The 19,956-nt window shown below is 63.8% G+C and carries 19 protein-coding genes and 2 tRNA genes; 7 read left to right on the forward strand and 14 right to left on the reverse strand.

The genetic code is table 11. The features are described 5' to 3' along the window. Positions 1-44: 44 nt before the first annotated feature. Genes ACQUSY_RS03660 through ACQUSY_RS03670 form a run of 3 tightly spaced genes read right to left on the reverse strand, consistent with a single transcriptional unit; the run spans position 45 to position 2,897 of the window. Positions 45-896: an SDR family NAD(P)-dependent oxidoreductase gene (locus ACQUSY_RS03660; protein WP_428903160.1), complete on the reverse strand. Its 852-nt coding sequence runs from the start codon at positions 894-896 to the stop codon at positions 45-47. Further along, positions 896-2,116 (reverse strand): acetyl-CoA C-acetyltransferase, encoded by a 1,221-nt coding sequence (locus tag ACQUSY_RS03665; RefSeq protein ID WP_428903161.1) that lies wholly within the window; start codon positions 2,114-2,116, stop codon positions 896-898. The genes ACQUSY_RS03660 and ACQUSY_RS03665 overlap by 1 nt, the downstream gene beginning before the upstream one ends. Beyond that, entirely contained in the window at positions 2,109-2,897 is a 789-nt protein-coding gene (locus tag ACQUSY_RS03670) for an SDR family oxidoreductase (RefSeq protein ID WP_428903162.1), read from the reverse strand. Before ACQUSY_RS03670 ends, ACQUSY_RS03665 begins: the two co-directional genes overlap by 8 nt. A 63-nt stretch (positions 2,898-2,960) precedes the next feature. Here ACQUSY_RS03670 and ACQUSY_RS03675 point away from each other — a divergent pair, with 63 nt between their 5' ends. Continuing rightward, complete coding sequence (locus ACQUSY_RS03675; protein WP_428903163.1) at positions 2,961-3,791, forward strand: SDR family NAD(P)-dependent oxidoreductase; 831 nt, start codon at positions 2,961-2,963, stop codon at positions 3,789-3,791. Between the two features lie 47 nt (positions 3,792-3,838). Here ACQUSY_RS03675 and ACQUSY_RS03680 read toward each other — a convergent pair whose 3' ends face one another. The 4 genes from ACQUSY_RS03680 to ACQUSY_RS03695 all read right to left on the reverse strand — a co-directional run bounded on the left by ACQUSY_RS03680 (position 3,839) and on the right by ACQUSY_RS03695 (position 8,558). After that, positions 3,839-4,564, reverse strand: coding sequence for an ABC transporter ATP-binding protein (locus ACQUSY_RS03680; protein WP_428903164.1), 726 nt, complete (start codon positions 4,562-4,564; stop codon positions 3,839-3,841). Then, positions 4,557-6,392, reverse strand: a complete 1,836-nt coding sequence (locus ACQUSY_RS03685; RefSeq protein WP_428903165.1) for a branched-chain amino acid ABC transporter ATP-binding protein/permease — start codon at positions 6,390-6,392, stop codon at positions 4,557-4,559. Before ACQUSY_RS03685 ends, ACQUSY_RS03680 begins: the two co-directional genes overlap by 8 nt. Before the next feature lie 2 nt (positions 6,393-6,394). After that, positions 6,395-7,252 carry a branched-chain amino acid ABC transporter permease gene (locus ACQUSY_RS03690; RefSeq protein ID WP_428903166.1) on the reverse strand — a complete coding sequence of 286 codons (858 nt, stop codon included), beginning with the start codon at positions 7,250-7,252 and terminating at the stop codon, positions 6,395-6,397. 76 nt (positions 7,253-7,328) lie between these two features. Further along, on the reverse strand, positions 7,329-8,558 hold the full coding sequence (locus ACQUSY_RS03695) for an ABC transporter substrate-binding protein (RefSeq protein WP_428903167.1): 1,230 nt from the start codon (positions 8,556-8,558) through the stop codon (positions 7,329-7,331). A 132-nt stretch (positions 8,559-8,690) separates the two neighbouring features. On the opposite strand from ACQUSY_RS03695, the gene ACQUSY_RS03700 reads away from it, so the two are divergent. After that, on the forward strand, positions 8,691-9,449 hold the full coding sequence (locus ACQUSY_RS03700) for an SDR family oxidoreductase (protein WP_428903168.1): 759 nt from the start codon (positions 8,691-8,693) through the stop codon (positions 9,447-9,449). A gap of 58 nt (positions 9,450-9,507) precedes the next feature. Here ACQUSY_RS03700 and ACQUSY_RS03705 read toward each other — a convergent pair whose 3' ends face one another. Next, positions 9,508-10,374, reverse strand: a complete 867-nt coding sequence (locus ACQUSY_RS03705) for an SDR family NAD(P)-dependent oxidoreductase (protein ID WP_428903169.1) — start codon at positions 10,372-10,374, stop codon at positions 9,508-9,510. Positions 10,375-10,465: 91 nt separating this feature from the next. On the opposite strand from ACQUSY_RS03705, the gene ACQUSY_RS03710 reads away from it, so the two are divergent. Genes ACQUSY_RS03710 through ACQUSY_RS03725 form a run of 4 tightly spaced genes read left to right on the forward strand, consistent with a single transcriptional unit; the run spans position 10,466 to position 14,197 of the window. Then, the gene (locus tag ACQUSY_RS03710; protein ID WP_428903170.1) at positions 10,466-11,206 is read left to right on the forward strand and encodes an SDR family NAD(P)-dependent oxidoreductase; all 741 of its coding nucleotides are present in this window, start codon (positions 10,466-10,468) and stop codon (positions 11,204-11,206) included. Continuing rightward, entirely contained in the window at positions 11,203-11,625 is a 423-nt protein-coding gene (locus ACQUSY_RS03715) for an acyl-CoA thioesterase (protein WP_428903171.1), read from the forward strand. Before ACQUSY_RS03710 ends, ACQUSY_RS03715 begins: the two co-directional genes overlap by 4 nt. Further along, a complete protein-coding gene (locus ACQUSY_RS03720) occupies positions 11,622-13,007 on the forward strand; it encodes an MFS transporter (RefSeq protein ID WP_428903172.1) in 1,386 nt (461 codons plus the stop codon). The genes ACQUSY_RS03715 and ACQUSY_RS03720 overlap by 4 nt, the downstream gene beginning before the upstream one ends. A 14-nt stretch (positions 13,008-13,021) precedes the next feature. After that, positions 13,022-14,197: an NADH:flavin oxidoreductase/NADH oxidase gene (locus ACQUSY_RS03725; RefSeq protein WP_428903173.1), complete on the forward strand. Its 1,176-nt coding sequence runs from the start codon at positions 13,022-13,024 to the stop codon at positions 14,195-14,197. Between the two features lie 63 nt (positions 14,198-14,260). Here the strand turns inward: ACQUSY_RS03725 and ACQUSY_RS03730 are convergent, their stop codons facing one another. From ACQUSY_RS03730 to ACQUSY_RS03740, 3 genes are all read right to left on the reverse strand, one after another. Continuing rightward, positions 14,261-15,022: a hypothetical protein gene (locus tag ACQUSY_RS03730; protein ID WP_428903174.1), complete on the reverse strand. Its 762-nt coding sequence runs from the start codon at positions 15,020-15,022 to the stop codon at positions 14,261-14,263. A gap of 166 nt (positions 15,023-15,188) precedes the next feature. Beyond that, positions 15,189-16,901: an acyl-CoA dehydrogenase family protein gene (locus tag ACQUSY_RS03735; protein ID WP_428903175.1), complete on the reverse strand. Its 1,713-nt coding sequence runs from the start codon at positions 16,899-16,901 to the stop codon at positions 15,189-15,191. Further along, a complete protein-coding gene (locus tag ACQUSY_RS03740; RefSeq protein WP_428903176.1) occupies positions 16,831-17,565 on the reverse strand; it encodes a hypothetical protein in 735 nt (244 codons plus the stop codon). The genes ACQUSY_RS03735 and ACQUSY_RS03740 overlap by 71 nt, the downstream gene beginning before the upstream one ends. Before the next feature lie 107 nt (positions 17,566-17,672). Between ACQUSY_RS03740 and ACQUSY_RS03745 the strand changes: the two genes are divergently transcribed. Further along, complete coding sequence (locus tag ACQUSY_RS03745; RefSeq protein WP_428903177.1) at positions 17,673-17,870, forward strand: hypothetical protein; 198 nt, start codon at positions 17,673-17,675, stop codon at positions 17,868-17,870. 327 nt (positions 17,871-18,197) lie between these two features. On the opposite strand, the gene ACQUSY_RS03750 is transcribed toward ACQUSY_RS03745, so the two are convergent. The 3 genes from ACQUSY_RS03750 to ACQUSY_RS03760 form a co-directional block, all read right to left on the reverse strand. Then, positions 18,198-18,289: transfer RNA gene (locus ACQUSY_RS03750), tRNA-Ser, on the reverse strand. Positions 18,290-18,415: 126 nt separating this feature from the next. Continuing rightward, positions 18,416-19,732, reverse strand: coding sequence for an LCP family protein (locus ACQUSY_RS03755; RefSeq protein ID WP_428903178.1), 1,317 nt, complete (start codon positions 19,730-19,732; stop codon positions 18,416-18,418). Between the two features lie 44 nt (positions 19,733-19,776). Next, a tRNA-Ser gene (locus ACQUSY_RS03760) sits at positions 19,777-19,861 on the reverse strand. Positions 19,862-19,956 lie beyond the last annotated feature (95 nt).

Raw genomic sequence — 19,956 nt, forward strand, 5'->3', positions numbered from 1 at the left:
GGGGTCGCTGGCATCTCGACCGTGCAGAACAGGATGAGCGAGGGTTAGACCTGCTGAGCGGCGGCTCCGGCGCCGAGCCCGACCGGGGTTACGCCCACCGCGAGCCGACCCGCGATGGCCTCGTCAATGGCGTCGAGGGTCCAGTCGCGTCCGGGCACCGTGTACGCAAACGCGGGCGGCGCCATCAGCGCGAGCTGGGTGCCATCCGCGCGCATCACCTGACCATTGAGAGCGGCAGAGCGATCCGACAGCAGGTAAACGGCCGCCGGGGCGATGGCATCGGGTGCACCACCCTTGCCAGCATCGTCGCCGCCCATTTCGTTGCTCATGTCGGTCCATGCGAGCGGCGCGAGCGCGTTCACGCGAACGCCGAGGTTCGCACCCTCCAGCGCCCACCCGTAGGTGAGACCGAGAACGGCCGCCTTCGTCGCGCCGTAAAGAGCGAGACGATCGGAACCAAGGAGGGCTCCCGAGATGATGTTGACGATCGCGCCGCCGCGGCCAGACATGGCACGCATAGCCGCGGTTCCGCAATTGATCACACCGGTCACGTTCGTGTCGATGGTGTTGCGGATCGTCGCCGCGTCTTGCTCGGTCGCCAGCCCCGGGCTCAGCACGCCGGCATTGTTGATCAACCCGTCGACGGTGCCAAACGCGTCGCGGCACAGCTGCACGAGAGCTTCGCCGGTGCCGGCTGCTGACACGCTCGCGCCGTGTGAGACGGCGTAGCCGCCACCGACCGCGATCTCCGAGGCGACGGCAGCCGCGCCAGCAGCATCAACGTCGGCTACGACGACCGCGGCACCCTCACGGGCAGCCGCGATCGCGTAGGCGCGTCCGAGGCCCCGGGCCGCTCCCGTCACGATGACGGCGCGATCTTCGAGGGCTCTGGCCATTAGCTGAGGCGTTCGAGAATCATGGCCATACCCTGGCCACCAGCAACACACATCGTCTCAATAGCGAACTGCTCGTCGCGCTCCTGCAGGGTGTGAATAGCAGTCGTCGTGATGCGAGCGCCGGTCATACCAAACGGGTGGCCGAGAGCGATAGCGCCACCGTTGACGTTGACCTTGTCGGGGTCGATGCCGATGTCATCGATCGACGGCAGCACTTGAGCTGCGAAGGCCTCGTTGAGCTCCATGATGTCCATGTCGCCGATCGACATCTTCGCGTTCGACAGCGCCTGCTGCACAGCACCAACCGGGCCGAGACCCATGATCTCGGCGCTGACCGACGAGACGCCGGTCGATACGATACGAGCCAGCGGCGTGAGGCCGAGCTCCTTCGCGCGCACGTCGCTCATGATGACGAGAGCGGCAGCACCGTCGTTGAGCGGGCAGCAGTTGGCGGCGGTGACGGTGCCGTCAGCACGGAACACCGGCTGCAGGCCCGAAATACCCTCGAGCGTGACACCGGCGCGCGGGCCGTCGTCGGTCGACACGATGGTTCCGTCGTTCAGCGTGACGGGCGTGATGTCCTTCTCCCAGAAACCGCGAAGCTTTGCCGCCTCAGCGCGGTTCTGCGAGCGTACGGCCCACTCGTCCTGCGCCTGGCGCGAGACCGAGCGCAGGCCCGCGACGTTTTCAGCCGTCTCACCCATCGCGATGTAGATGTCGGGGCGCTCGCCGCGCTCGCGCGGATCACTCCACACGAAGCCGGGCGTCTGCGCGTTGGTAGCCGTGCGCTCCATTTCAGCAGCCCATGCCGGGTGCTTGGTGTTCTCCATGCCGTCAGCCTTACCAAGGCCGAAGCGCGAAACCGCTTCGACACCGGCCGAGATGAAGACGTCACCTTCGCCCGCCTTGATGGCGTGGAATGCCATGCGCGACGTCTGTAGCGACGACGAGCAGTAGCGCTGCACGGTCACGCCGGGAACAGTGTCCAGGCCCAACTGCTGCGCCACGATGCGCGCGATGTTGTAGCCCTGCTCACCGGCGGGCTGTGCGTTGCCCATCATGAGGTCGACAACCGTGGTGGGGTCGAGCTCCGGAACTGCGGCAAGAGCCGCGCGCACCATCTGCGACGCGAGGTCGTCGGCGCGCATGTCTTTGAGTGATCCCTTGAACGCGCGGCCAATCGGCGAGCGAACAGCGGAGACGATGACGGCTTCAGGCATCTTCGGCCCTTTCTGCGGGGAACGCATCTGCGTTCGGGGTGTGTGCGAGGAAGGCGGGCCATTCGCCGCCGCCATCGACATTGAGGATGGCACCTGTCGTGTGCGAAGACAGATCAGACGCGAGCATGACGCACGTTGCGCCAAGCTCGAGCGGGTTCGCTAGGCGACCCCGCGGGATAGTGGCGGCGACCCCAGCAAGCTGCTCCGGGGTTCCGTAGTGTCCATCAGCTGACTCGGTGTCAACGAGGCCCGAGCTGATGGCGTTGACGCGAATGCGCGGGGCCCATTCGGCACCGAGCGAACGCGTGAGGTTTTCGAGAGCTGCCTTGGCAGCACCGTAAACGGCGGTGCCGGGGCTCGGACGGCGAGCCGAGATCGACGTGATGTTTACGACGTTGCCCCCGGTCTTCTCCAGGTGCGGGTAGGCGGCGTGGCACGCGTACGAAGCGGAGAAGAAGTTAATCTCCATGATCGCCTTCTGGTAGCGCGGCGAGCCATCTTTGAACGCCGAGAAGGGCGAACCACCCACATTGTTCACGAGCACGTCAAGACGCCCGTGGCGCTCGGCAATGCCATTGATCCATGCGGCCACCTGCTCAGCGTCACGCACATCGACTGCCGTGAAGGCGGCGGAACCAATGGGCGCGTCTGGCGCGGTGCGCGCGCAGTACTCAACCGTCGCGCCTGCTTCAAGAAAGCGTTCAACGATTCCTCGGCCGACACCCTTGCTGCCACCGGTGATGGCAACGACCTTGCCGGTGAAGTCCAATGCGATACTCACGCGTCCTCCTTGCGCATCTTTGCGTCTCTTTCGAGGCTACCAAACAAATGCTAGGTTGTGTTAATGATCGACAACGAAGTCTCCACTCCTCGCAACGTCATCGTTACCGGTGGCGCCCTCGGAATTGGTGGTGGCATCAGCCGCCGATTCGCCGCCGATGGCGACAATGTTCTGCTGGTAGATATTAATAATGATGCCGCCACCGAGACCGCCTCGGCCATCATCTCGGCAGGCGGAACCTGCACGCCGCTGATTGCGGATGTCACGACCCCCGAGGGTGTCGCTGCCGTTGCCGCCCACGTTGATGCGGCGTGGGGCGGCCGGGTTGATGTGCTCGTTAACAACGTCGGCGACTTCCGCCCGGCAAAGGCGGTCTTCGTGAAGTCGACGCCCGAAATGTGGGAGCAGCTGTACCGCGTCAACCTGTGGCATGTGCTCGCGATGACGCACGAGTTCGCACCACGTATGATCGCGCACGGCACCGGAAATATCGTCAATGTCTCGACCGTCGAGGCCTTCCGCGGCATTCCGGGCAACGCCGCCTACTCGGCGTACAAGGCTGGCGTTTCAGCCTTCACCAAGAGTATGGCAATTGAATTGAGCCCCAACGGCATCCGCGTCAATGCGATCGCGCCCGACCTCACCGACACCCCGCAGACATCACGCGAGGCCATGCTCAACGGCCGCGACGCCGAGCTCATCCCGTCATGGATTCCGCTCGGCCGCTTCGGCGAGCCCAGCGACCACGCCGACGTCGTTGCGTTTCTCGCATCGAACGACTCGCGCTTCGTCACGGGCGTCACGATTCCGGTCGACGGCGGCACGCTCGCCGCGAGCGGCTGGCACGGCAAGGCGCGCTCGCGCGGCTGGACCAACATGCCTGACGGCGCGTAGCCAAAAGCGGCCGTACGGAAACCGTACGGCCGCTTTTGCAATAGAACTTACTGAGACTGCACGCCGAAGTACGCGGCCTGCAGGTCTTCGACCGTGATGTCGGCAGCCTTGCCTGAGATCACGTTCTTACCCATGTCAATAACGGCAACCTCGTCGGCGATCGCGACGGAGTCTTGCACAGCCTGCTCGATGAGCAGGATGCCGAGGCCTGTGGCTTTGAGCGAGTGCACGCGGTCCATGACCTCCTTGACGATAACCGGGGCGAGTCCCTGGCTCGGCTCGTCAAGAATCAGCAACTTCGGGTTTGCCATCAGCGCCTGACCGATCGCCAGCATCTGCTGCTGACCACCCGACATGCTGGCAGCCGTGAGCGAGCGCTTCTCACCGAGGATCGGGAAGAACTCGTAGATCTCCTCCACCTTCGGCATCAGCGCGCGCTTCTTCTGCTTGGTCGAGAAGCCGCCGAGCAGCAGGTTCTGCTCAATCGTCAGCTCGTGGAAGACGCGCTTGCCCTCCTGCACGTACGACAGGCCTTCGGCGACGCGCTTGTGCGCCGGCACGTCGGCAATCGACTGGCCAAGGTACGTGACGGAACCGCCCTGCACCTTGTTGAGGCCGGTGATCGCACGCAGGGTGGTCGTCTTACCAGCACCGTTGCGGCCCAGCAGAACCGTGATCTCACCCGCACGAACCGTGAGCGACACATCGCGCACGACCGTGAGGTCGCCGTAGCCGGTCTTCAGGTTCTGGACGTCAAGAAGAACTTCAGACATCGCTTTCTCCACTCGTGACGTCAACCTCCGCTGCGATACCAAGGTATTCCTCCTTGACGCGCGGGTTGTTCTCAATCTCTTCCGAGGTTCCGTGTGCCATGACCTTGCCCTGTGCGAGCACGTAGATCGAGTCGGCCAGGCGCAGCACCAGCTGGAAGTTGTGCTCCACGAGCACGATCGTGAGGCCAGCGTTGCGCAGGCGGCGGATCAAGGCTTCCAGCACCTCGAGTTCGTCCTCGTCGAGACCCGAAGCGGTCTCATCGAGGAGCAGAACGCGGGGGTTGGCGACGAGTGCACGCGCAACTTCGAGGAGGCGACGCTGACCCAGGGGCAGCGCGTCGGCTTCCATGTCACGCTGCTCCGTGAGGCCGACGAGCGCGAGGGCGCGTTCGGTCTCCATGCGGTCACGACCGCGCACCCGACGGAACTTCGGGGTGCGGAAGATGGCACCGGCGATCGACACGCGGTCGGATCCGATGCGGCCAGCTTCAACAGCCTCGAGAACCGTGAGTTTCTCCGGAATGTGCGGCGTCTGGAACGTGCGCGAGACACCGGAGCGAGCCACCTGGAAGGACGACAGGCCAGCGATTTGGTCCTTGTCGAGGCTGATCGAACCCGAATCGGTCTTGTAGAAGCCCGAGATCATGTTCAGCAACGTCGTCTTGCCCGAACCGTTCGGACCAATGATGGCCGTAACCTTGCCGGGCTGAGCGTCAACCGATACGTTCGACAGCGCCTGGTTTCCGCCGAACGCCTTCGAGACGTCGGTGACAACGAGGGGCGCGCCGGTCAGGTATCCGACCTCAACGGTGGCGGCAGACGTCGAGTCCGTCGTCAGCACGCGCTTCGTGGTTCCGGTCTTTTCAGCAGCCCAATTGTCGATCTTCTTTACGAGGCTCGTGCCGAGGCCCGCGAGGCCGCCGGTGAAGACCACACCACCGAAGACCAGGAAGGCACCCGTGATGATGATGTTCCAGCCACCGAGGTTCGACGCCTGGTTCAGGCCGAACTGCAGAACCGCGGCACCGATCGCGGCACCGTAGACGGAAGCAGAACCACCAAAGATGGACGCTGCCAGAACGGTCATGGCGAAGGAGAACGCGAACGCTTCGGGCGAGATGTAGCCGTCGAGGTTAGCGAACAGCACACCGGCAACACCGGCGGGAATAGCGCCGAGGGCGTAAGCCGACAGCTTCATGCTGAAGACCGAGATACCCATAGACGATGCCAGCACGGGGCTGCGCTTGAGCACCTGCAGTGCCAGACCGTTGCGCGAAACGATGATGTTGCGCATCACGGCGAACCACAGGATCGCGACGACGCAGAGCAGAATGTAGTACGTTGCCGGGTCCAGCGGCGCACCGAGGATCGTGGCCGGAACCACCGTCATGCCGTTACGGCCACCGGTGCTTTCCTTGAAGATCGACAGCACGTCGGGAATCAGCAGGATGAGGAAGAACGACGTCATCGCAAGCGACCAGCCGCCGAGGCGGAGGCCCGGGATACCCGAGATCAAACCGATCAGGAGGGCGACAGCGGCACCAGCGAGAAGCTGGAGGAAGATGTCGGTCACGCCAGCCTTGCTCATGAGACCCGCGGTGTAAGCACCACCGGCGTACATGGCGACCTGACCCATTGCGAGCTCACCCGCGTAGCCGAGGCTGAGGTTGAGGCCCGTCACGATGAGTGCGAGCAGGATCGTCAGCTGAACCTGACGGGTAACGGCGTAGCCGAGGCCCATGTACGGCACAAAGATCAGGGTGATGCCGAGAATGAGCGGAACAATGAAGCCCGGAAGGGCGCGGAATTTAAGCCACAGTGCAGCCATGGTCAGACCGTCCTTTCCTTGCGGCGCGTGAACAAGCCGGTCGGCTTGATCATCAGAATGATGACGAGGATCGCGAAGACGGTGAGCGCAGCGAAGTCAGCACCCCAGTAGCGGCCGGCGATAGCTTCCGCGAGGCCGACGATGGCGCCGCCAACGAGCACGCCCCACATCGAACCGAAGCCACCGATGGCGAGAACCACGAAGCCCTTCAGCGCGAGTGATGCGCCGAGCGTTGCCACGGCGTAGGTCTTCGGGCCGACGATGACGCCGAGGAAACCGGCGATGACACCCGTCGCGACAAACGCGAGGAAGGCGAAGCGACGCACGTTGACACCGCGCAGCACGGCAGCCTCGCGGTCTTCACTCATGCCGAGGAGGGCAATACCCACCATGGAGCGCTTCGAGAACTGCGTGAGTCCCACAACGAGCAACACGACAACCACGACAATCGCGATTTCGACGGGCAGAACCGCGCCGCCGGCGATCTCGAGCGGCTTGTTGCCGAGGAAGAACGGAACCGCGTGGGGCTCGCCGCCCCAGATCAACTGAGCGACGCCTTCAATAACGAAGGAGGCACCGAGCGTGGTGACAAGCAGGTTGTGCATGTCTTTAACCGGGCGAACCGCTACGCGCTCTTCGAGCGCAGCAATCAGACCGACGATGATCGCGGCACCAATGCCGACGAGCCACCAGGGAAGGCCCCACACCGCGATGCCCAGGTATGCCAGGAAGGCACCGAACATCATCAGCGTTGCTTGGGCGAAGTTAAAGGTCTTCTGAGAAAGGAAGACGATGTTGTAGCCAATGGCGACGAGTGCGTAGATCGCACCGAGCGCCAGGCCCGAAAAGATAATAGTCATGTGTTGCCGTCTCCGGGAGGGGCGGGAGGGGGCCAAAGAATGGGCCCCAGAGCCTGAGCTCTGGGGCCCGAGGTACTTACTGGAACTGGCCGTTTACGAGCGGGCCGGGCGCGATGAACTTGAACTCAGACGCGTCGGGGTGCGGGCTGTGCTTGTCAGCAGTGAAGCCGTACTTCTTCAGAATGACGGTCTCTGCGCTGGTCAGTACCGAGTCGTCGACAAGCGCCGTTGCAAGCGCTTCAGCGTCGAGCGATCCAGCCTTCTCAGCGGCAGCCTTAACCAGCCACATGGCGTCGAGGTTGTACGCAAGAATCAGCGAGCTCTTGATGTCGCCAGCCTCGACCATAAGCTGGACGCCGTCGTTAACCGCGGTGTCTGCCTTATCGAACTTGGTCGAGTTGAAGACCTGCATCGTCAGGTTCTTCACCTGGTCGGTGCCGAGCACACCGGTCGGCGGCTCCGTCGCGATGAGCGCGGTAGCCGACACCGAGTTGTTGCCCATGATGGGAACATCCCAGCCGATCTTCTCGATACCCTGCAGCACGTAGCCGAGCGGGGCGCCGTAGGCGTCCAAGATCAACACGTCGGGGTTCGATGCCTTCAGCGTCTCGAGCTGAGCCGTCATGTCGAGGGCAGCAACGTCGTAGCCCTGATTGCCGACAACGTTGAATCCGGCTTCGCCGAAGACCTCACTCGAGCTCTTGCCGAACATTTCGCCGTAGGCGCTGGAGCCGTGCAGAATCGCAACGTCTTCGTAGCCCTTGTCTTCCATTGCCGGAACGAATGCTGCGATGTAGTCAGCAGCACCCGGCGACAGGTCAAAGTTGTACGGAGCCTGTGCGGGGTCAGACGACGTAGCGGTGGGGCCGATATTGAAAGAGAGAACCTTGTTCTGCGTCAGAATCGGGATCATCGCGTCAGCGACCGTCGAGGGGCCGGAGTTCATGACGGCAACGGGCTTGTCGCCGCTCGCCAGGAGTTCCTTGAGCTTGGTGACGGCAACGGTCGGGTCACCGGTGTCGTCAATAACTTCGATCTCAACCTGGCGACCGTCGATACCACCAGCAGCGTTAACGCTGGCGACCGATGCCTTGGCTGCCGTGATCGAGGTTGCGGCGTTGTTAGCCAGGATGCCTTCGGCGCTAACACCACCGAAAACGACGACCTTGATCGGCTCGCTCGAGGACGAACCGCCCTCGGTCGGCTTGTTCGTTTCGGGTGAAGTGCTGTTGCCGGAGCAGCCTGCGAACGTGAGCGTCGCGACCGCGAGAGCCGCTACGGATGCGGCGAGTTTTTTGCGGTGCATGTGAGGGGACCTTTCTCGTCATTGAGTGCAGCAAACAAATGCTTGGTTAGTCAATCATACGGCGTTCCGTTAGGCAAGACCAACGAAGCGTTTGCTTGGTTTCTAATGTAGTGCAGTGCTACGTTGCCGTGCATGGACCTCGTCGAACCTTCGCAAGATTTCGCTCAGCTTCCCGGTGTTGCCATCGTGATTGGTGGTTCCGGCGGCATCGGTGCCGCTTGCGTTCGCCGGCTGGCTGCCGGGGGCGCGCGCGTCGTCGCGACGTACCGATCGACCGCGCCGACTGACCTCGGTGATACCAAGCTGGCGCGCCTCGACATCACAGATGCTGCCGCTGCTGCCGATCTTTTCGGGGAGATCGCCGAGCGCCATGGCGGCATCCATACGGTGGTGCATGCGGCGGGTCCGCACGTACCGATGAGGTATCTGTCTACTGTGTCGCCTGCCGAGTTCGCGGCGCAAGTTGACGCGGATCTCGTGGGTTTCTACAACATCGCGCACGCCGCGGTGCCACACCTGCGCGCGAGCAGCGGTTCTCTCACGGTCGTATCGTCGGCGGGTACGAAGCGCTACCCCGTGCGTGACGGCTTGTCGGCTGCGCCGAAGTGCGGGGTCGAGGGCCTCGCCCGCGGCATCGCCGCAGAAGAGGGTAAGTACGGCGTGCGCGTAAACAGCGTCGGACCAGGCATGCTCCACGACGGCATGTCCGCCAAGCTGCAGGCATCGGGTGACCTTGACCAGCGCGCGCTCGACGTCGCCACCGCCAACATTCCGATGCGCCGCTATGGCTACGCGACCGACATCGCCGAGGCTGTCGCATTCCTCGCGTCACCGCGCGCAAACTTCATTTCGGGCCAGAAGCTCGACGTCGACGGCGGCTACGGCATCTAATTTCCGCACACCATCCCGTGGTTCCGCTTCTCAAAAAGTGGAACCACGGGGATTTTCGTTAGCGGACGACAGCGTCGCTGAAGCGGGGCGGGTCTCCAAGCAACGGGCGACGCGACGCCGGCTGGCGGCCGTCGACGTCGGCCACGCCAAGAATCGCGGCCATCTCAGCGGCGACGAGTACACGACCAGTAAAGCGTTCTTTGTCGGCGTGCGCGTCGAGCGCCGCGATGACGCGGCCCGGAAACTCGGGTGACTCCGTCGTCTGATCCGCGCCGCGATACTTTTCGGGCTCGGCGGCGAGCACGCGGCTCGTGCGCTCGGTTCGCAGCAGACCCATCCACAGCGACAGAGCCGTAACGCCGTGCGACTGCAGATCGACCGCGAAGTCGTGGGCCATTTTGTCGACGCCGGCCTTCACCGCGCCGTATGCCGGCCCGTGCATGAAGCAGGTCCCACCGAAGCCCGAAGTGTTCACAACCAGGCCGCGACGCGAGGGGTCGGCGATCATGAGGGGTGCCGCGAGCGCTGTCATGACGTAGGTCGATCGCAGGCCGATGTCGAACATCTGGCCCATGTCGAGCGCCTGCTCCCAAAACGGCAGGGGCTTCGTGAGCCCATCCGGCACGGCGAACACGTTGTTCACGAGCACGTCGACATATCCGTGCTCGGCGCTCACCTGCTCAACGAAAGCGGCGACCGACTCGTCTGAGGCGTGGTCAACCGCGACGCCAATGCCGCGGCCACCGCGGGCCGTGACTTCGGCGGCGGTCTCACCGATGGTCCCGGGCAAATCTCCCGTCGGGCCAGCGGTTGATCGTCCGGTCACATACACCGTCATTCCCGCTTCGCCGAGCGCGAGGGCAATGCCTTTGCCCGCTCCGCGGCTCGCGCCGGTGACGATCGCAACACGCGGCTTTTCAATCATCTCGTGCCCTCTTTCGGTACATGGGATTGTCGGGGCAAGCGCCACACGCTAGCATTCTGACACAAGCAAACGCTTGGTTGAAAGGAGCATCATGGGCGATGCAAACTTCGGATTCTCCGACGACGCACTTCTGATCACCGGCGCTGGCAGCGGAATTGGCCGCGCCACGGCACTTCGCGCCGTCGACATGGGACTGCGCGTCTCGGGTTGGGACCTCAACCCGGCGGGCCTGGCCGAAACCGCAGAACTCGTTGCCGCAGCGGGCGGAACCTTCCACTCGTGGGTTGCGGATGTCTCTGACGACGAGGCGGTCACTGCCGGCATCGCGGCCGCCACCGCAGAGCTCGGCCCGATCCGATACCTGCACAACAATGCGGGCCCCGCTTCCAGCGCGCCCATCCCCTTCGACCAGGCCCTCCTGATTTGTGTCGGCAGCGTGCGCCGCGTTACGGACGCGTGGGCCGCTTCCGGCCCCGGCGAGGGTGCCGCGATGGTGGCGACGTCGTCAGTTGCCGGCAACAAGGTCGGCACCAACTCCGACTGGTACTCCGCCAGCAAGGCCGCCATCATGGGCTACGTTCGCCACCTCACGTCGTACCGTTCGCACGAGTTCCGCAGCAACGCGGTCGCTCCCGGCATGACTGATACCCCGCGCCTCGCGGGGTTCTCAGCGAGTGACGTGGGTCAGCGCGTGCTTGAGCGCATTCCGCTGAACCGCATGGCCACGCCTGACGACATCGCATACGCCACGCTCTTCCTCCTCTCCCCCATGGCGAGCTACATCAACGGCGTCTTCCTGCCGGTTGACGGCGGCTGGACGGTCACGCAGTGACCCTCTCCCCCGTTCTGCACTCACACACGTCGCGCCTCAGCTACGCCGACACCGACCCCGCGGGCATCCTCTACTACGCGGCTTGGTTTCCGCGTATGGAGCGCCTGCAGTCGGAGTTCATGTACCTGCAGGGGCTGCGCCAAGACACCCTGAAAGACACGCACGGCTGGTGGACGGTCTCGCGTGCCACCCAGTGCGAATACCTCGCTGCTGCCGTGCTGTTCGATGAGATTCGCATCGACCTGCGCATTGGCGATATCAGTCGCTCATCGTTCAAGTTTCACCACGAAATGGTGCGCACGAGTGACAACGTCACGGTCGCCCGCTCCTGGATTCATGTTGTGACCGTTTCGCCCGAACAAAAGGCGATCTCGATCCCCGAAGGTCTGCGCGCGCACCTCGACGCGTGGATGCAGTGACGCGCCCGGCAGATCGTCGCGTGCTGTGGGCGATCGCGTCCACCGGACTTGTTTCGTCCCTGCAATTCACCCTCATGGTTCCGGCGCTTCCGTCGATGCCCGAGGCGCTCAACGTCTCGGTCAGCGATGCCTCGTGGGTCGTCACGATCACCCTGCTGACCGGCGCTGTGGTGACACCGATTCTGGCGCGCCTCGCCGATCTACACGGCCGCAAGAAGATGCTGCTGGTCGCGATGATCACGCTCGGAGTCTGTTCGCTCATCGCCGCCGTATGGGCATCGAATTTTTGGCTCGTGATGCTGGGGCGCGCGATGCAGGGATTCGGAACCACGATTGTTCCGATTGGCGTGAGCCTGTTGCGCGGGATTTTGCCGCGCGAGCACGCCGTCATCGGCATCGCGATGCTGAGCGCGACCGTCGGTGTCGGCAGCGGATTCGGTTTGCCACTGGCCGGAGTTTTGCTGCATTTCGGTGGCCTGCCGCTGACCTTCATCGTTTCAGCAATCGGCGCCGTCATCACGAGCGTCATGGTGTGGCGCTGGGTACCTGACCGTCACGAGTCGGCACCCGGATCATTCGACCTCGTCGGTGCCGCCGTTTTGGCGGCCGGTCTCACAGCCATTCTGCTCATCGTGTCGAAGGTCGGCGAATGGGGTATCGCAAGCGTGCCAACCGTGATCGCGGCCATCGTGGTGTGTGTATCGGTTGCGCTGTTCATTCCCCTGCAGTTGCGTTCGCCGTCGCCTGTCATTGACCTCCGGCTCGCAATGCGACCAGCGATGGTGATCGCGAACGCGCTCGCGTTTTTCACCTCCTTCGCGATGTTTAGCAATCACCTGCTGACGATGCAGGAGGCGCTGGCTCCCGCATCAACGGATATCGGACTCGGGCTCCCCGAAATCGCCGCGGGTCTCGTCCTGGTGCCATTCGCCATCGCTATGGTTGCCGGCGCGCAGCCAACGGCGGCGCTCATGCGACGCTTCGGCACCCGCACCGTCTTGATGTTGGGATGTGCGGTGATGACCGTGGCCTTCGCATTCCACGTCATGGTGCACAACGGCCTGATCGCGCTCCTGGTAACCACCCTGATAGCTGGCATCGGAACCACCCTCGTCTTCGGGAGCCTCCCCACCCTGGTGCTTGACGTGGTTCCGATCGAGCAGGCATCATCCGCCAGTGGCCTGAACTCCCTCCTGCGTTCGATCTCCGGTGCCGCCGCGAGCGCCGCCTTCGCGTTCTTGCTGACGACGTTCGGCATCGACCTTCTCCCTGACTTCCTCACCGAAACTGGTCTCATGATCGGGTTCGGAACAATCGCGCTTTTCTGCTTGTTATCGACCGTGCTGACGTGGTTTCTGCCGCGTCGCCAGCAATCCCTGTGAACGAAAGATCATCAATGACTGCTCCTGCTCTGTTCCAGCCCCTCACTCTGCGTGGCGTCACGCTGAAGAACCGCATCGGTGTGAGCCCGATGTGCATGTACTCGTCAGAGGATGGTTTCGCCACCGACTTCCACCTGGTACACTTCGGCCGTTTCGCCCTGGGCGGCGCGGGCCTCGTGATCATGGAAGCGACGGCGGTTGATCCCGCCGGTCGCATCTCCCCGTATGACGCGGGCATCTGGAGCGACGAGCACATCCCGGGCCTGGCACGAGTGGCCTCGTTTGTTGCCGCCAGCGGTGCAGTTCCCGGCATTCAGCTCGGCCACGCTGGTCGCCGCGCCAGCGTGCGCGAACCGTGGTTCGCGGGTGCACCGCTCGGCGACGATGCCGTTGAGCAGGGGTACCCAGAGGGCTCGCCGTGGGTCACGCAGGCGCCCTCGGCCCAACCCGCTGGCCCCGAATTCCCGACGCCCGCCGAAATGACCGCCGATGACGTACGCGGCTCGATCGAAGCGTGGGCCGCTGCCGCTCGCCGTGCGGTCACCGCGGGCTTCCGCTTCATTGAGCTGCACGGCGCGCACGGCTACCTGCTGCACTCCTTCCTCTCTCCGCTCTCCAATTTCCGCACCGACGAGTTTGGTGGTTCCGTCGAGGGGCGTCGCCGCTACCCGCTCGAGGTCGTGCGCGCCATTCGTGCGGCCGTCGATGACGACATCGCCTTGTCGTACCGCGTCTCCAGCGTTGACGGTTTCGAGGGCGGTCTCGACATCGACGACACCGTGGATTTCGCGCGTGACCTCAAGGCTGCCGGTATCGACATCATTGACACGAGCTCGGGCGGCATCACGACCGACCGCTCGATGGACACGCGCGTGCGCCGCGGATACGCATTCCATGCCGACTTCAGCCGTGCTGTGCGCGAAGGCGCTGACATGCCGGCCGCGACCGTCGGACTCATCACCGACCCGCATCAGGCTGAGTCACTGCTGTCGCACGGCGACGCCGACATGGTGCTGCTCGGGCGTGAAATGCTGAACAACCCGAACTGGGCTCACCACGCGCTCGCCGCCCTCGCGGACAGCCATGAAGAGTGGGACATTCGCTATGGTTCCGCCATCGCCCCCCGTGCCGGTACGCTGGCACGCCTGGCGGCATCGGGCGAGACGCCGCTGACGCGCTTCAGCATGTAGTTCATGCAAAACGGCGGGGTGTGAGATCCAACTCACACCCCGCCGTTTCGTATTTGTCGACTATTAGTCCCAGTCTTGCCAGGGGATGATCGTCTTGATCGCGCCAGCAAACAGCACCTGCTGCGTGGGGGCAAGAATGTCAAGCTCGCGCTCGATCTCCTGCAGCTTCGGCGTGACAACGGCGGGGTAGTCTTCGAGGTACACGAGGCGCACGCGCAGCGAACCCTGCTTGCGCTCCGCGGGGCCCGCGAACGGCAGCGTCTTGTGCTGCTGAACGTGGCTGAACGAGAAGGTCCACGCACCGGCAACGCCGTCGACATCGAGCAGCGCGGGAATCAACTCACGGTCTTCACGCGTGTAGGCGGTGTGCGTGTCCATGCCGTGGGGCTCATCGGTGCTCGTGAGCGTGAGGTAAACGCCCTGGTTTGCACGGAAAGGCAGCACGTCAGGGTTCACGAGCGCACGCGGCGCCGCGTAGCCCTTGACCGGCTTGAAGAAGCCCAACAGCGGGCGCTTCACCGCAGGAATCAGAGGACCGCGACCCCACTGGAACGACGCTTCACCGAGTGCATCCCATGCCTCAACGGACTGCTCCACTGGCGGGCGGAACCAGTACATCGCCACGTAGTTGGCGTCGGTGAATTCAGCTTCACCGGTCGTCAGTGAGCGGTATTCGTCGAGGTGGCGCCAGCGCTGACCGGCGGCGACGCCCTCGAGGGCCAAGTTTTCGGGCAGGTGGTCTAGCTGGTGCCACTCGTTGTACGCCCGGTGAAATGACGGATCCGTCAACTGAATGAAGGAGAAGAAGGCAAGCTCTGAGAACATACGCTTAGTCAAGCGCTTGCTTGGTCAGCAAGTCAAGCATCTGTTCCGTCTTGCGGGCTACGTTCCGCGCCCCGGGGTTCCGGTCGCTACGACGGCAGAAATCGAGAAGCGGAACCAGCTGCTCGGGTCGTAAGCCGATGGTTCCGCTTCAGAGATGGTGCTGGTTTTACGAGATCTCGCCGCCCGCGACGGTCTCGGCGAGGGCGTGAACGCGCGGTAAGTGGTGGCTGCCGTAGAAGTCGGCGATCGTGAGGCGCTCGGAGTCGGTTTCGCCGGCCGTGAGCACGGCGACGGCCGCGAGGGCGTGCATCCAGCCGCCGGCGAGCGTGCCGAGCAGCATGAGGTACGGCACACTGACGGCAGCGGCGTCACGCGGTGACGACGCGAAACCGAGTAGCGACTGCGTCGCGGTGCGCGCAGCCTCGATCGCACGCTGCAGGCGAGCAGCGGTGCGAGCGGCAACGGGGTTGTCGAAGCTTTCAAGTGCGGCAACGGACTGCGCCATGTCGTCGAGCAGCTGCTCGACGGTCGCGCCCTGGTTGCGAATCACCTTGCGACCGATGAGGTCGTTCGACTGAATCGCGGTCGTGCCCTCGTAGATCGGCATGATGCGGGCGTCGCGGTAGTGCTGTGCGGCGCCGGTCTCCTCGATGAAGCCCATGCCACCGTGCACCTGAATGCCGTCGCTCGTGACGGTCAGGGCATCTTCCGTTGCCCAGCCCTTCAAAATCGGCACGAAGAACTCAGCCAGCTCGCCGGTTCCGTCGGCCTCGGCACGGTCGAAGAGGTCAGCGACGTACACGCCGAGGGCGCGCATCGCGAAGACGTCGCTGCGCATCGACAGCAGCAGGCGGCGCACGTCGGGGTGCTCAGCAATCGGTGTACCCGCGGGGCGGTCAAGCACCGCACCCTGCAGGCGCTGGTTCGTGTACTGCACGGCACCCTGGTACGCGCGCTCCGAAATACCGGTCGCCTGGAAGCCCATGCCCACACGCGCCGAGTTCATCATGACGAACATGCCGGCGAGGCCGCCGTGCAGGTCACCGACGAGGTAGCCGATCGCGCCGTCGTAGTTAAGCACCGCGGTCGGGCTCGCGTGAATGCCCAGCTTGTGCTCAAGCGAGACGGTGGTCACGCCGTTGCGCTCCCCGAGCGTGCCATCAGCGTTCACGAGGAACTTCGGAACCACGAAGAGCGAGAGTCCGCGGGCGCCCTCGGGCGCATCGGGAGTACGGGCGAGAACGAGGTGCACAATGTTTTCGGCAACCTCGTGGTCTCCCCACGTGATGAAGATCTTGTCGCCCTTGAGCGAGAACGAGCCATCCGCCTGGGGCGTCGCGATCGTGCGAATCGCACCGAGGTCGGTGCCGGCCTCGGGCTCGGTAAGGTTCATGGTTCCGGTCCACTCGCCAGACACGAGCTTCGTGAGGTAGGTCTCGCGAATCTCATCAGAGGCCTTCGCGTCAAGCGCGTGAATCTGTCCCTGCGTCAGCAGCCAGCACAGCGCGAAGGCCGCGTTGGAGGAGTTCCAGATTTCTCCGAGCGCCGCGCGCACGGTGTCGGGCAGGCCATCGCCACCGGCGGAGGCGGGCGCCTCGGCGCTGATCCACCCGGCGTCAACCATTTCGCGGTACGCCTCGGCGTAGCCCGCAGGCAGCTGCACGGTGCCGTCGACGAGCTTGGCGCCCTGGGTGTCACCAATGCGGCTCAGCGGAGCCAGCACGTTGGCGGCAAATTCGCCAGCACCTTCGACGATGTCGGTAGCGTCATCTGCGGTCAGGGCGCCATCAGTCGAACGGGCGATGAGGTCAACACCAAACGCGCTCGTGTAGAGAAAGCGGTAGTCGTCGACGGGGGCGGTGTACTGCGAATCGCGCACGGCATTGTCTCCTTCTGTGGGCAAGCCCTCCGAGTATACGAACCCTCACACGCAAGGCCGACTCGTTAGGAGGAGTCCTACAATCGGCAGCGCGCACCTGGTTCTCCCAGAACGTACAACAGGCAGCCGTCGCACACGCGAGTTGCACATGAGCGTCGGAACCATCGCGAAGCAGATTGGCGAGATTGGCGGCAAGGCTCGCGAGCGCCGTCTCCCACGCTTCCTGGTACATCGTTGCGCGCTCTTCCGAGGTCAGCAGCGGGTTCAATCCGTCGCCAGTAATCTCCTTGATGAGTGCGTTCTCTTCGGGCGTGCGCGCGAGGTTGAAGCCGCCGGTGAGGTACAGGTCGACGGTCGCGGCCGGGCCTGCCTGCGGGGCGAAGCTTGCCGTGACGAGCGATTCGAAGTCGCCGGCCATAAAGCGCGTGTTGCTCTCGGTAACCGGAACCGGGTTCAACTGCGCATCAATGCCCACTTCGGCAAGTGCCATCTGCAGCACGTTGGCGGGGGCCTCGGTGTTGGAACCAACGGGGAAGGTGAGCGCAATGCTCACGCCGCCGAGTTCGTCGACCATCTTCTTGGCCTTCTCCGGGTTGTACTCGTACGGGTACTCCCAGTCTTGAAGCGCCGACCAGTCAGCGGGCAATCCTCGCGTCGCTGTCACCGGAAGCCGCCCAAGACGTTTTACAGCTCCACACCGAGGCAGGACTCCCTGCGTACGACGAAGTTGCCCTGCACGCCGAGTTCCTCACCGCAGAGCCCTATGGCGGCGTGCTTGTTCGCGACGGCAAGCATCACCGTTCGGGTATCAGCACGGCGGCAGCGTCGGTCCTGCTCGACGACGCGCCCGTCGCGGCTATCTCGCTGGCGTGGAAGGGCGAACGCACGTCGCTGAGACGCGGCGCCCAGCTCGTGCGTGTGACCGCTGACACGGTCTCTGCCGACCTCGCCGAGCTGCTCGCGTTCTAGCAGTTTCGAGTCTGCCGGCGCGAGCGAGCACGTCACGAGCGGAGGTAAACGTCGTGGGAGGAGGTGATTATTCGCATAATCACCTCCTCCCACGACAATCGCCTCCTACCGTGTCGTGGTTCCGGAACCACGACACGGCAGGAGGCGATTGTCGTGGGAGGAGGTGATTATTCGCATAATCACCTCCTCCCACGACAATCGCCTCCTGCCGTGTCGTGGTTCCGGAACCACGCGCACAGCCCCAGCAGGTGGTTCCGGGACCACGGGCACAAGCGACCGAGATCAGCCCGACAACGCAAAAACCCCGCCGAAGCGGGGTTTTGCATTTGGCGGAGACGGAGGGATTTGAACCCTCGGTCCCCTTGCGAGGACTCCACCTTAGCAGGGTGGTGCACTAGGCCTGACTATGCGACGTCTCCGTGGCTTCACCGGTGAGGTGAAGGCACTCAGCAATACTAACGGGTTCCGGAGCGTGATTCGAACCAAAGCGGCCGAAAGCGCGATTCCTCGACAAAATTGCGCGCAAATTCTGCGCAATTCCGCGATTATTCGTTGCTGACGGTTCCGTCAGAGCAGACATTTTGCGAAGCGTTGGTGCCCGTGACCGACGGCGGCAGTGCGCCGGGCACCTCAGTGCCCGGGTCTGTCGGCTCCGGCGTCGGCTCGATGATCTCGGTCGGCATTGGCTCGCCGGTTTCGTCGTCGAGGCCATCGCCGTCGCCGTCGTACATCTTCTCGGCTTCGAGCGCCGCGATATCTTCTTCGGTCAGCGAGCCACCGGTTCCGCCGGTCACCGTCAACGACTGGCCCGAGGCGATAGCCGCCCACAGCGCGTCAGCGTCTTCGTAGATCGGAATCACGCGGTTCGGGTCGGCGGGGTCATCCTGCACCGGGTACTGCACAAACACGAAGTCTTGGAACGGCACGTCCTTGACGGCCATCGCGATCTGCATCAGCTTGTACGGGTCTGCCATGCTCGTCGACGGGTCGATCGATTCGACAGCAACCTTCGCGAGGCGCAGCAGCGTGCCGGGGTTCGACAGCACCTGCTCGCTCATCAGCTTCTTGACGAGGTTCGACATGTACTGCTGCTGGTTGGAGATACGACCGAGGTCGGAACCATTACCAACGCCGTGGCGGGTGCGCAAGAACTGCAGGGCCTCAAGACCCGAGATCGTGCGGGGGCCGGCCTTCCAGTCGATGCCGGTGTGGCGGTCATACATATCCGCACCGATGCAGACATCAACGCCACCGATGGCGTTCGTCATCTCGATGACGCCACCCCAGTTGATCGACGCCGCGAACTGAATCGGCTGGCCGGTCAGCTCGCGAACCGTCGCCACGGTGCAAGCGAGGCCACCGAGGCCAAAGGCCGAGTTGATCATGGCCTTTGACTGTTCCCAGGTGGGGTTGCCGTTGGCATCGGTGCACTCGGGGATCGGAACCATGAGGTCACGCGGGAAGGAGATGACCGTCACTTTGCGCGGTGCGGCCGAGATGTTCAGCAGCATCAGCACGTCGCTGCGAACGCCGTCTTCGGCATCAGAGCACCGTTCTTGGAAGAGTTCGGCGTACTCCGGCTCACACACGTCGGTACCGGCCATGAGAATCTGGACGGGGCCGTCGTAGGCAGCGATGTCGGGCGGCGGCGCCTCACCACCGATGTCCACCATGTCGGCGCTCAGCGACGACGTCAGGTCGGTTGCAATGAACGCAGCGACACCAACACCGGCAACGAGCACCGTGGCAACCGCGACGCTCAGAAAGCGAACGATCGCTCCCCAGGCGCTCGGGGATTTCATCGAGCCATGACGAGCAAGGGTGCGGCGGCGGTCGCGCTCCGACCGGGTCGTTTCACTCACTCGATTGTGCTCCTACGCTTTTCAGACTTGCCGCGCAGTATGTGCGGAAGGTGTGGGATTCGAACCCACGAGACATTGCTGCCCACTGGTTTTCAAGACCAGCTCCATCGGCCACTCGGACAACCTTCCCGAACGAGCGCACTCGTTCGCGTGAATGAGTCTAGCCGACTCTCCATTGTGCAAAATGCGCCTGAGCGGCTCCTGATGAATTTATGGCGGCGGGC

Source organism: Microbacterium daqui (assembly GCF_050408675.1).
In the GTDB taxonomy this organism is placed as follows: domain Bacteria; phylum Actinomycetota; class Actinomycetes; order Actinomycetales; family Microbacteriaceae; genus Microbacterium.

Bases quoted from the DNA above. Each gene is read 5' to 3' on its own strand.
- ACQUSY_RS03660 (WP_428903160.1), bottom strand. From the start codon at position 896: ATGGCCAGAGCCCTCGAAGATCGCGCCGTCATCGTGACGGGAGCGGCC.
- ACQUSY_RS03665 (WP_428903161.1), bottom strand. From the start codon at position 2,116: ATGCCTGAAGCCGTCATCGTCTCCGCTGTTCGCTCGCCGATTGGCCGC.
- ACQUSY_RS03675 (WP_428903163.1), top strand. From the start codon at position 2,961: ATGATCGACAACGAAGTCTCCACTCCTCGCAACGTCATCGTTACCGGT.
- ACQUSY_RS03680 (WP_428903164.1), bottom strand. From the start codon at position 4,564: ATGTCTGAAGTTCTTCTTGACGTCCAGAACCTGAAGACCGGCTACGGC.
- ACQUSY_RS03685 (WP_428903165.1), bottom strand. From the start codon at position 6,392: ATGGCTGCACTGTGGCTTAAATTCCGCGCCCTTCCGGGCTTCATTGTT.
- ACQUSY_RS03690 (WP_428903166.1), bottom strand. From the start codon at position 7,252: ATGACTATTATCTTTTCGGGCCTGGCGCTCGGTGCGATCTACGCACTC.
- ACQUSY_RS03695 (WP_428903167.1), bottom strand. From the start codon at position 8,558: ATGCACCGCAAAAAACTCGCCGCATCCGTAGCGGCTCTCGCGGTCGCG.
- ACQUSY_RS03700 (WP_428903168.1), top strand. From the start codon at position 8,691: ATGGACCTCGTCGAACCTTCGCAAGATTTCGCTCAGCTTCCCGGTGTT.
- ACQUSY_RS03705 (WP_428903169.1), bottom strand. From the start codon at position 10,374: ATGATTGAAAAGCCGCGTGTTGCGATCGTCACCGGCGCGAGCCGCGGA.
- ACQUSY_RS03710 (WP_428903170.1), top strand. From the start codon at position 10,466: ATGGGCGATGCAAACTTCGGATTCTCCGACGACGCACTTCTGATCACC.
- ACQUSY_RS03725 (WP_428903173.1), top strand. From the start codon at position 13,022: ATGACTGCTCCTGCTCTGTTCCAGCCCCTCACTCTGCGTGGCGTCACG.
- ACQUSY_RS03730 (WP_428903174.1), bottom strand. From the start codon at position 15,022: ATGTTCTCAGAGCTTGCCTTCTTCTCCTTCATTCAGTTGACGGATCCG.